Origin of the sequence: Providencia sp. PROV201 (assembly GCF_028479545.1) — a bacterium.
Classification (GTDB): Bacteria; Pseudomonadota; Gammaproteobacteria; order Enterobacterales; family Enterobacteriaceae; genus Providencia; species Providencia huaxiensis.
Genome location: NZ_JAMPNW010000009.1, coordinates 77,391 through 89,310, shown reverse-complemented (window position 1 = coordinate 89,310; position 11,920 = coordinate 77,391). Strand labels below are relative to the sequence as shown.

The window sequence follows — 11,920 nt, the reverse complement described above, 5'->3', positions numbered from 1 at the left end:
ATCTGCGGTTTTTAGGCAAAAAAATACCAGCCATATAGGCTGGTACTTAGTCAAAAAGCACGTGCTAATTAGTCATCTTCAAACTCATAACCATCCCCTTCAGGGGCTGGTGGAGTGATTAACACTTTATTGACGCGGTGGCTGTTAACCTCAAGAGGTTGGAAGATACAACCATTGATGGTGACCTGTTCCCCCACTTCTGGAACGCGCTGTAAGTGCTCCATTAAAAGACCTGCAATAGTTTCATATTCACGCTTATCGTCTAATTCCATCGGGATAAACATGATCAAGTCTTCAAGTGGCATAAAACCATTGGCAATCCAGGTACCGTCATCCAGTTTTTGAATGTCGTGGCGAGAGTCATTTTCTTCATCACCCACTGGCAAGTTACCTGCGATGGTTTCCATTACGTCGGTCAATGTCACGATACCTTCGATAGAACCAAACTCATCGACAACGAAGGCAAAGTGAGTATGCGCCTTACGGAACTGCTCTAACGCTTTTAATAGTGATAACCCTTCAGGGAATATTAATGGTTGGGTAATTAGCGCACGTAAGTTTAATGGCTGGCCTTTTAATTGCTGCTTAACCAAATCCATCACATGCACAACACCGACAGGTTCATCGCTGATAGTTTCATCGATGACAACTAAACGTGAGTGTGGGTTCTTCTCCATTAATTGCAGTAAATCTTCAGAAGATTTATTAATGTCGAGATAGTCCACATCATGGCGCGAAGTCATGATGCTTTCAACGTTGCGCTGGGCCATGCCAAGTACGCGAGCAATCATCAAACGTTCTTGAGGGTCAAAAACCGATTGATTATCTGCGATAAGGTTTGAGGTGTGAGGGTCTAATTCCCCACGCTCATTATTACCGCTAAGAATACGTAATACTGCTTCTGCCGTACGTTCACGTAGTGGGCGAGAGCCTGTTAGGAACTTACGACGGTTAAATTGGGCAAATTGGTTTAAGACTTCAATCATGATAGAGAAGCCAATTGCAGCGTATAGATAACCTTTAGGAATGGCATAACCAAAACCTTCGGCAACTAAGCTGAAACCAATCATTAGTAAGAAGCTTAAACACAGTATGACAATGGTTGGGTGCTGGTTAACAAAGCTAGTTAACGGTTTACTTGCCCAAATCATTAATACCATTGCAATGGTTACAGCAGCAATCATTACACCGATATGGTCAACCATACCGACAGCGGTGATCACAGAGTCCAATGAGAATACGGCATCAAGAACAATAATTTGTGCAACAACAGCCCAGAAATTCGATGTCTTTCTTTGGGTATTGGTGTGTTCGTCTTTCCCCTCCAAGCGCTCGTTTAACTCCATTGTGGCTTTAAACAAGAGGAATAAACCACCCACTAACATGATCAAGTCTCGAGCACTAAAGGCGTGATCAAAGAGAGTTAATATTGGTTTCGTGAGGGTAATGAGCCATGACAGGCTAAATAGAAGAACTACACGCATAATCAGGGCTAATAAAAGTCCAGTTACACGGGCTCTATCACGCAGCTTTGGCGGGAGCTTATCGGCCAGAATGGCGATGAAGACGAGGTTATCAATACCAAGAACGATTTCTAGAACGATAAGGGTAGCGAGGCCCGCCCAAATCGAAGGATCTGCGATCCATTCCATACAGTTTGTTTTACCTTCTGATATGACGGCTTATACCGACGAATGAATAATGCGGTTTGTTGAATGAAATATCAATAAAAAATCACGTTAATTGGACAATTCTTGACAAAAATGGCCTTGTATACGTCATCGATTGCATCAATAACTACCATGCTGTCCAATCCTAGGTTAATATGTGATCCCGTTAACAGAATGTCAGCACGGTCGAGGCTGACTTAGTCCTAATCAGACAGGAGTTGTTCATGTCAAAGCAGCAGATTGGTGTTGTCGGAATGGCAGTCATGGGGCGTAACCTTGCGCTCAATATTGAAAGCCGTGGTTACTCAGTGTCTATCTTTAATCGTTCTAAAGATAAAACAGACGAAGTGATTGCCGAAAATCCAGGGAAAAAATTAGTTCCCAACTATACGATTGAAGAGTTTGTTGACTCTCTGGAAAAACCTCGCCGCATCTTGTTGATGGTAAAAGCGGGTGAAGCAACGGACAAAACAATTGCCTCGCTGACTCCTCATCTGGACAAAGGGGATATCTTAATTGACGGTGGTAATACCTTATTCACTGATACTATCCGTCGTAATCGTGAATTATCCGAGCAAGGTTTTAATTTCATCGGTACTGGTGTTTCTGGTGGTGAAGAAGGCGCACTGAAAGGCCCTTCAATTATGCCAGGTGGCCAAAAAGAAGCTTATGAATTAGTTGCGCCAATCTTAAGAGAAATTGCAGCGCAAGCGGAAGGCGAACCTTGTGTGACCTACATTGGTGCAGACGGTGCGGGCCACTATGTGAAAATGGTTCACAATGGTATCGAATATGGTGATATGCAGTTAATCGCAGAAGCCTATTCATTACTAAAAGGGTCATTGAACCTCAGTAACGAAGAATTAGCGGGCATCTTTGCTGAGTGGAACAAAGGTGAACTGAGCAGCTATTTAATTGAAATCACTGCAGATATCTTCAAGAAAAAAGATGAAGAGGGGAAATATCTGGTTGACGTGATCCTCGATGAAGCTGCTAATAAAGGTACTGGTAAATGGACTAGCCAGAGTGCGCTGGATTTAGGTATCCCTCTAACTTTAATTACTGAATCTGTCTTTGCGCGTTATATTTCTTTCTTAAAAGATCAGCGTGTTGCGGCATCCAAAGTATTAACGGGTCCAACCTTGAAAGCCGTTGAAGGCGATAAAAAAGACTTTATTGAAAAAGTTCGCCGTGCGCTGTATTTAGGTAAAATTGTGTCTTATGCACAAGGCTTCCAACAGCTGAAAGCGGCATCGGAAGAATATAACTGGGATTTAAACTACGGTGAAATTGCAAAAATCTTCCGTGCAGGTTGTATTATTCGTGCACAGTTCCTGCAAAAAATTACGGACGCGTATAACCAAGATGCGAAAATTGCCAATTTACTGTTAGCGCCATACTTCAAACAAATTGCTGATGAATATCAGCAAGCACTGCGTGATGTTGTTTGCTACGGCGTACAAAATGGTATCCCAACACCAACATTCTCCGCGGCTATTTCTTATTATGATAGCTACCGTTCAGCGGTATTGCCTGCAAACTTAATCCAAGCACAGCGTGACTACTTCGGTGCTCACACTTATAAGCGTACTGATAAAGACGGTGTTTTCCATACTGAGTGGATGGAATAAAATTCGTTATCATTAATCTTTGATAACCCAAAGGGCGCTAGGTTTAGCGCCTTTTTTCACTTTTGAAGAGCCGTAAAATGTTTAATTTATAATTATAAGTAACTCATTAATTATACGGTGATTTTTGTTTTTTTATTATTTATTACATCTAATATTTTCTAAACTACATTTATCGAGTCTAGGCATGGTTTATGCGTAATTTTCTTATCTTAGTACTTTTATTAGTATTACTTGGCCCATTAGGGATTGATTTATATTTGCCTACAATACCTGATATTGCGAAGGATTTAGGAAGCCGTGAGTCGGTGATCCAATCTACAATTGCCTTGTTTATTTTAGTTTTAGGCTTAGGGCAGTTAATTTCAGGCCCATTAGTGGATAGGTATGGCCGAAAACCTATCGCGATTTTGGGTATAGTGCTGTACATCATTGGGGCAGGTGTTGCTATTGCAGCAACAACCCCCGTGGTATTTATTGCCTCGCGTTTATTGCAAGGGGTTGCAGTCTGTTGTACTTCGGTAGTGGCATTTAGTTGTGTGCGTGACCGTATGAATGGCACGGAAGCGGCTCGTGCTTTTGGTTTTTTGAATGGAACATTGAATATTGTTCCTGCGTTAGCTCCGTTGCTCGGAGGCCTGTTAGCAGAAGCGTGGGGCTGGCGAGCACCGTTTTGGTTTCTTGCTTTGTATGCGTTAGTCATATTAGTGCTGATTGTTGCCTTTTTACCTGAAACTCGCCCGGCTAATTTGCCAAAAGCAAAAGTTATCCCGCTGAAAACCTATGGCCGAATTTTGGGGGATCGCCACTTTATGGTGTTTGCCTTAGTCAATGCGGGTACGATGGGAATGGCGTTGACTTATGTTTCTCTTGCACCTACTGTGCTGATGGGGGATGCCCAGTTAACTCCGCTCGCGTTTTCTATTGTATTTGGTATTAATGGTTTTTGGATCATGTTTGCCAGTTATATCGCTAATTATTTTATTCATAAAATAGGGCGACCAACTTGTTTGTTAGTTGGTAGTTCAATGATGGCATTTGGCTGCTTAGGGTTATTGCTAGGTTTTGTCGTATTACCGATAGAAATACAAAGCCATTGGTTAGTTTATATGTTACCTGTCGCTTGCGCTTGTACAGGGCTGGCCTTTATGATGGGAACGGCAACCAGTTATGCTTTAGAACCGTTTGGTAATGAAGCAGGCACCGCATCTGCCTTAGTGGGGTTTGTTCAAATGGCAGGGGGAGCGACACTGGGACTTTGCGCTATCGGTTTGCCTATCGCGCCAAAAATGTCATTGGCGTTAGTTATGTTAGTTGGATGTTTATTCGGTTTACTTGCAAGAAAAACGAGCTTATTGCTTGCTAAATCAGCCTCGACGAGAACAATTTAATATTGTTATTTCAATATGTTATATGTAGTTATCACTAATTGGCTTAGATAATTAGTGATAACTTGGATAATATTATGCAATCTCGCCATTAATCGTTGTCAGTAATCTGTTCTTTTTGATTTCAATTTCTCTAGAATGCACAATTTTATTATCAATATAAAGATTAGCTTTTATAGGGTTTAAACTTCGTTCAATATTAATATGGAATTTATTCATCATATCCTCATTTGAACGGAAGTTATGAAGTTGGTACTGGCTTGTTGTCCCATTTTCTAAAATAACCTCTAAATATGGAATGCGAGTATTTATTTCTTTATCGCAGTTATAAACCATGCCATATGATCCATATAATGAAGGATAGATATAGCTATCGATGACTTTTTTAGGGTCATAAAAGCCCATTAAGGTTACTACAGGTACTCCTTGTTTATAGGGAACTTTGTAGAGGATTGTTTTATTGTTATCGTTTCGATTCCAAGTGTAGCCATCTGAAATATAACATATTGAATCATTTTTTTTGATTGATTCAATTTGGTTGTTAATATGAATTTCACTATCCCAATCTGCAGATGATTGTATTCTTAAAATAGAATTCCTATTATTTTTATCTGCGAGTGGAATGTTAATTTTTGGGGCGTGATAACCATTTCCATTATAAATAATAACATTATTGTTTTTTCTTAATAGTGAGTTTAAGCCATTAATTGTAATATCTGAACCATTTACTGCAGTAAACTCGGTGGCGTTAAATTGTGAAAGTTCTAAATATGCATCTACCATCTCTTTTGTCTTTGGGTCCCATTTTTTATACCCTGTTTTTGATTCAGGACTAAATATATAGTTATTTTCCAATCTATTTTGAATTGCAATAAAGGAGTTAGGGGTGTAAGCAGTGTAAGCGTTGTAACGAGTATCATAAGCTTCACCTCCACTCATTGCATCATGGTTTAATGTTCCATCTTGATATGTATTTGGAATAAAATAGTTATTATCTGAATCCCACAGCCAAGTTGAATTTTTTTTATTTGCGGTTGTATGGGAGCCGCTTTCATCTCCCCCATAATAATCACTTAAGCCAAAATTGTGGCCGAATTCATGACTAAGCTCGTTATTATCTGTCCTATTTAACGTCGCTTTACCTCCACCACCAGACCAGCCGTGGACGACTCTACCATTTTTATACATTCCAACAGAGTTATAGGCAGTTATCTGGGATGTTGGAACAAAAGAATCAGCATCTGGAGCCGAGCTATTTACACCATAATTTGCCATATTAACGCCATTAGCATAAAAGTCTTTAGTGATCGACTCCCTCATGCTACCACTATGGCCTCCTCCTTCATCGGGGGCTTTATCTGTAAAAACTTGACCGTCAGGCATAACCACTTTTAATAAATGGATAGGTTCGTAACGAGAAACAATGAGTTTTTTGACTGGGATCGTTTGATAATATTGACGATTCAGTTCAAATTTATCTAGAAAAAGAAGTGTGTCTCTTGGTGGTGTAAGCAACCCAATATCAAAAGTATTAATGAGTAACTCATTTGGCGCACCTACATCAATGTGAGATAACATGCTTTTTTGACCTTGATAAATAAATTCAAGTTTTATCTCTGGATGGATATATTCCTTGGGGACTGTAGTAGACCATGTATTTTCGATATATTCTAAGTTATTAATAAAACTTTCTTTACTACTTTGATTAATAGGAACCCATTTTTTATCTAAGTCATAGACAAAAAGGATGCTTTCACCTGTTTGTAACTGTAAGGTGTTTTTTCCATAATGAATGTAGCTGCTATATGATGCATTCGAGCTAAACAGTATTTTTTTATTATGAAATGCATCATTTTTATTAAGAGTGAAGTCATGGCTCCAATTACCATCACTCGTTGATATTTTCATCGAATTATTGTTTTTTATTAATTGGTTGAAATGTTTTTGATTTTTAGAAATTTCAATAATCGCTTTATTTTCATCTAGAGTGATAGCGAATTTACTAGGGTGTGAGTTGTTAATTCTTGATTTGTTATCAGTAATTGAAATATTTTTCCATACTCCATTTAAATCACAATGGAATAGTAATAACCCGTCTTTTTTTAGCTCATAAACTTTATTTTTAGTTTGGATGAACGTGGATTCTTCAGCTTCTGATGTAAATATGATTTTTTTAGATGCAAAATTTTTATTCTGCGATAGTGTGAATTTTTTGATTCTATCATAATCCATTTTAGTTATTTTTATGGTGGAGTTTTTTTCTAAGATATCCTCAAAGAACTCTGCATCTATTTTTTCTCTATCTATGTCGGGTAGATTACCAATTTCAAAATCGATAACTGGAAGCGTATTTGGGTGTGCTTTTTTAGGAGGGCTGTAATATTTTATTTTTTTTACATCATTTTTTGTTAGCCAATATCCATTTTCATCGCAGATAAAACGAGTGGCTGATTTTGCCGGTAGTGTTAAGGTGTTATTACCATAGTTAACTTCAACTTCATTATTATTAGTATTGTGTAATGCTATAGTTTTACCTTTATAGCTGATATTGTTATGAAGAATAAATGGTTTTTCTATACTGTTATGGTTGAGCTTTAAATTTATTTTATTATTATTTAATATCGTTTCATGTAAGTGGTTTTGATTTTTCGATATTTCAATTAATTCACTATTAGACCTAATGATGAGGTCAAATTTTACCGATGATTTAAAATCATGAGATGATAAATTAGTTTCTCTTATGCTGTTATTGGCTACTTTGGGTAGTTTGGAAGGAGGGGATAATGGCTTGTTCATTATTAAATAATTATTTTTATCATAAATGTTTAATTGAATATCATTAGCCTCAGGGATGTATGCATGTGGCTTAAACATAATTAAAGTTTTTCGCTCTTTAACTAATTTAGGTTTACAGTCCCCTTCGATATGGATCTTGGCTGGAAGAATATTAGCTTGAGCGAAAAATACATTTCCTTTTAACTCCCCCTTTACATCACTAGTATGTCGGTTGTTATTGAAATAATGTTTTGTTTTTTCATTTTGTAAAAATGAGAGGTTATCGAAGGATTTATTTATCTCGGATATTAAATGAAAGTAATCGATAATAGAATTAAATTCATTTTTAGTATCTGTAAATGAATAATTGTCTTTAATTGATGGCGTGTAGTTATTTAAGCTATTAATAAATAATAAAGGAGAGGCGGGGCTTAAGTGTTTATTCAGCATGCAATATTATCTTCTCTATCTATTGTTTCGTGGAAGCAGCTAGAAGTTGTAATTGATGGTAAAATAAAATATCTTTAAAAAAAAGATTAATTGCTTAATAGTTACTCCTAAATGATACTCTAAGCATTGGAAGGCTAACCATTAGTTAAAAAACTAAATTTATTAAAATTAGTGAGGTTAAAATGAATAACTCATTACTAAAAAAACCAATGATTACTCAGTGTGATGTGTTTTGAACGCGGATACATCACCATAGAAAGCGTTCTATGGTAACGATAAACAAATTAAGGGTTTTATTACCATGAATCAAAAACATTGGTCAAAATATCAACTGCTACACGAAGTCGTACAAAATCCTAACATTCATGTTAAAGGCCAACATAGCTACTATAGTGACTGCTGGGATGGTGGGTTTGAAAATTCAGTTGTGCGCTATTTACAGGGGGACGAACAAAGTCGAGATTGGCAATTAGCGTGGGATATCGACCAACTCTATATTGGTGATTACGTTTGTATTGGTAGCGAAGCTGTTATTTTAATGGGGGGAAACCATACACATCGCATGGATTGGTTTTGTTTGTATCCATTTCTTGAATATATTGAGGAAGCTTATATAGGAAAAGGGGATACAATCATTGGTGATGGGGTATGGGTAGGCATGCGTGCCTTTATTATGCCTGGTGTTAAAATTGGTGAAGGCGCAGTTATCGCAACGAATAGCGTGGTAATTAAAGATGTTGAGCCTTATTGCATCGTCGGTGGAAACCCTGCAAAGGTAATAAAACATCGTTTTTCGCCAGATATTATTACTGAATTACTCGCATTGAAAATTTATGGTTGGCCAGAAGAGAAATTTATTGCACTAAAGCGGTTTATTTGTGGTTCCGATTTTGTGGCATTAAAAAATGCCAGTCAGGAATATGATCAGCGATTGATTAGTTAGTTTTTTTATTGAAGGGTATTCTGTGGAATACCCTTTTTTAATACAAAACTAATTTTCTTCTGTGCGAATAAACTCAACTAAAGTCGGTGTGGCTATTCTTTGATAATCTTCTGTATTTAAAATAATAGAGCGCTCTAATGTACCTGCATTAAAGGCGAGTTCTTCAAAACGTTCAAATAATAGCGGGTCAGCAATTAATTTTAAGTTGGGGTGAAAACTAAAAGGTGGAATAGCCCCGAACACACATTGAGTGAGCTCATCGACTTCCTTTGGGCTTGCTAAAGATGCGCGGGTTCCACCAATTGCTGTGGCAACCTTACTTAAATCAGCTTGTTTATCAGCAGGTAAAATTGCCAATACGTGTTGGCGGATCCCATTTCCTTTTACATGGCATACTAGCCCTTTTGCCCCTTGCCCAAGTTGCGTACCACGTATTTTTGCCACTTCTTCTGATTTACCTGCCGTAGGATGCTCCATCACCCGATATTTTGCATTATTTTTATCAAGTAATTGTGTGAGTTGCAAAAAAATAGAATTTTCAGACACCGTTTTTTCCCTTTAAAACCACATCAATAGAAGGGAATGATATCAAGTTCATTGAGAGATACAATCGTAAAAAGAAATGAACTAAAAATCATAGGGTTGGGAAATTTTTTAAATTGCATATCAGATGCTGTTTTAATCTGTATTGCTATCTGAATGGTGATTTTATCTATTGGATATTCTGTCTGCTATTTTATTTTTAATAAATTCAAATAATTATAAAACAATATTTCAATAGGATAATGAGAATACATATTGTTAAGAATTGAGTTTGATCATTTACGGTGCATTTTATTCTCGGTAATGTAAAGTTTTATATAACGAAAACAGATAACATGAAACGTAAAATAAATTTATATATTCTAATACCTCTTATTGCAGGGATCGCCCCATCAATTGTTGCTGCGCAAGTCTCTGAGCAACTTACAAGCTCCAAGCAAGACAAAATGTTGGTGACAGCGGCTTCAGGGGATGTCACAACAGAAGCTCAAGCCGGAGCGGGCTTCTTTACCTCTCAAATTGATTTAGGCCCGTTAGGGGATTTGGATTGGATTGATACTCCCTATTCCACAACAACAATCAGTCGTGAAATGATTGATAATCAGCAAGCGAAAAGTATCAGTGAATTACTTAAATATGCCCCGAGTACCCAAATGCAAGCACGTGGGGGTATGGATGTGGGACGTCCACAAAGCCGTGGGATGCAAGGAAGTGTCGTAGCTAATAGTCGGTTAGATGGCTTGTATGTCGTCTCAACGACGGCATTTCCGGTTGAAATGTTGGATAGGGTGGACATTATTAATAGCCTCACGGGGTCTTTGTACGGCCCTTCTAGCCCGGCTGGTCAGTTCAATTTCACGGCAAAACGCCCTGAAGATATTCAACGCTTATCTTTAGGTTATCAAAGCCGTAATGCCTATAGCGGCCATGTTGATCTTGGGGGGTATTTTGATACAGATAAGCGCTTTGGTTATCGTTTAAACTTAATGGATGAAGAAGGAACGGGAAATTTAAAGGATAGCACTCTACGTCGTAAGTTGGCTTCTGTTGCCTTTGATTGGAACATTCAATCGGGGACACAGTTACAGCTCAATGCTAGCCACTATAATTTTGTACAAAAAGGTTATGTGGGGAGCTTCAGCTATGGCCCTAAAATTAATTTACCAAAAGCACCTAATCCGCAAGATAAAAATTTAGCTATGCACACTGCGGGGAATGATTTAACTACAGATACAGTGAGCACTCGCTTACTTCATGATTTTAATGAAGATTGGACATTGAATGCCGCAGTCGGATATCAACAAGCAGATAGAGCGATGCGCACGGTGACCAGTATGTTGGTCAATGATAAAGGTGATATTAAGCGCTCACTCCGTGACTCTCCGGCTTCTGGACGTTTTCGTGTACTTAGTAATTCAGTGACACTTAATGGCCATGTAGACACGGGGTCTATTGGACACGATTTGTCATTCGCGACGAATGGTTATGTTTGGTCTATTTATAGTGCAAAGGGAGCTGCTACGGCTTATGACCTTGGCTCAACGAATATGTACCACCCATCTTCATTGATAGAACCTGCAAATGGTAAAATTTACACGGGTGGCTCACGCTATAAATCTGCGGAAAATAGTCAACAAAGTATCACTATCGGCGATACCGTTACATTTGACCCACAATGGTCAGCGATGTTTTATCTCAGCCAAAGTTGGATAGAAAGTCGTAGTTTTGACAAACAGAGCCATAAAACCAGCCAAACTAACTCCAAAGGGTTAAGCCCAAATGCTGCCGTGATGTACAAAATCACCCCACAATTGATGACTTATGTAAGTTATGCAGACTCATTGGAGGAAGGGGATACGGCTCCGATAGGACAAGGCGTTAAAAATGAAGGGCAGACTTTAGACCCATATCGTAGTAAGCAATATGAAGTTGGGGTTAAAGCTGATGTGGCTGATTTAAACCTTGGTGCGGCACTATTTCATTTAGAGCGGCCATTTGCTTATGTGGATAGTCATAGTGTGTTTCGTGAACAAGGTAAGCAAGTGAATAGGGGGCTTGAGTTAACCGCTACAGGTCATGTGTGGCAGGGGTTAAACGTTTATAGCGGCATAACATTTTTAGACCCTAAACTGAAAGACACAGGCACTCGAACCACTCGGGACAAACGAGTGGTTGGAGTTCCAAAAGTCCAAGCTAATATGCTAGTTGAATATGCGCTGCCAGCTATGCCTGAGTTGGTTTACAGTGCAAATGTACATTACACCGGTAAGCGAGCGGCAAATGATACTAACTCAAGTTGGATTGGTAGCTACACGACGTTAGATTTAGGAACTCGCTATAGTACAAAAATCAACCAGGTTCCTACCACTATTCGCCTATCTGTCGATAATGTCACTGACGAACGTTATTGGGCGTCTATTTTCCCATCAGGTAATAACGGCCAAGGTGGTGGAAATAGCGCATTCTTAGGCTCTGGCCGTGAAGTCCGCGCAACCATCACATTTGATTTTTAATGGTCGTAAC

Annotated in this window: 7 protein-coding genes; 4 read left to right on the top strand and 3 right to left on the bottom strand. The window is 38.4% G+C overall.

What is annotated here, in order from left to right:
* Positions 1-68: 68 nt before the first annotated feature.
* Positions 69-1,652, bottom strand: a complete 1,584-nt coding sequence (locus tag PR809_RS09565) for a TerC family protein (protein ID WP_166266450.1) — start codon at positions 1,650-1,652, stop codon at positions 69-71.
* Positions 1,653-1,894: 242 nt separating this feature from the next.
* Here PR809_RS09565 and gndA point away from each other — a divergent pair, with 242 nt between their 5' ends.
* Complete coding sequence (gene gndA / locus PR809_RS09560) at positions 1,895-3,301, top strand: NADP-dependent phosphogluconate dehydrogenase (RefSeq protein ID WP_166266453.1); 1,407 nt, start codon at positions 1,895-1,897, stop codon at positions 3,299-3,301.
* Positions 3,302-3,492: 191 nt separating this feature from the next.
* A complete protein-coding gene (locus PR809_RS09555) occupies positions 3,493-4,689 on the top strand; it encodes a multidrug effflux MFS transporter (protein WP_166266456.1) in 1,197 nt (398 codons plus the stop codon).
* Between the two features lie 72 nt (positions 4,690-4,761).
* Here the strand turns inward: PR809_RS09555 and PR809_RS09550 are convergent, their stop codons facing one another.
* On the bottom strand, positions 4,762-7,911 hold the full coding sequence (locus PR809_RS09550; protein ID WP_206276552.1) for a M66 family metalloprotease: 3,150 nt from the start codon (positions 7,909-7,911) through the stop codon (positions 4,762-4,764).
* Positions 7,912-8,212: 301 nt separating this feature from the next.
* Here PR809_RS09550 and PR809_RS09545 point away from each other — a divergent pair, with 301 nt between their 5' ends.
* Positions 8,213-8,854: a CatB-related O-acetyltransferase gene (locus PR809_RS09545; RefSeq protein WP_206276553.1), complete on the top strand. Its 642-nt coding sequence runs from the start codon at positions 8,213-8,215 to the stop codon at positions 8,852-8,854.
* A 48-nt stretch (positions 8,855-8,902) separates the two neighbouring features.
* On the opposite strand, the gene PR809_RS09540 is transcribed toward PR809_RS09545, so the two are convergent.
* Positions 8,903-9,400, bottom strand: a complete 498-nt coding sequence (locus tag PR809_RS09540) for a YbaK/prolyl-tRNA synthetase associated domain-containing protein (RefSeq protein WP_166266462.1) — start codon at positions 9,398-9,400, stop codon at positions 8,903-8,905.
* Positions 9,401-9,732: 332 nt separating this feature from the next.
* Here PR809_RS09540 and PR809_RS09535 point away from each other — a divergent pair, with 332 nt between their 5' ends.
* Positions 9,733-11,910: a TonB-dependent receptor gene (locus PR809_RS09535; protein ID WP_206276554.1), complete on the top strand. Its 2,178-nt coding sequence runs from the start codon at positions 9,733-9,735 to the stop codon at positions 11,908-11,910.
* The last annotated feature ends 10 nt before the right edge of the window (positions 11,911-11,920 follow it).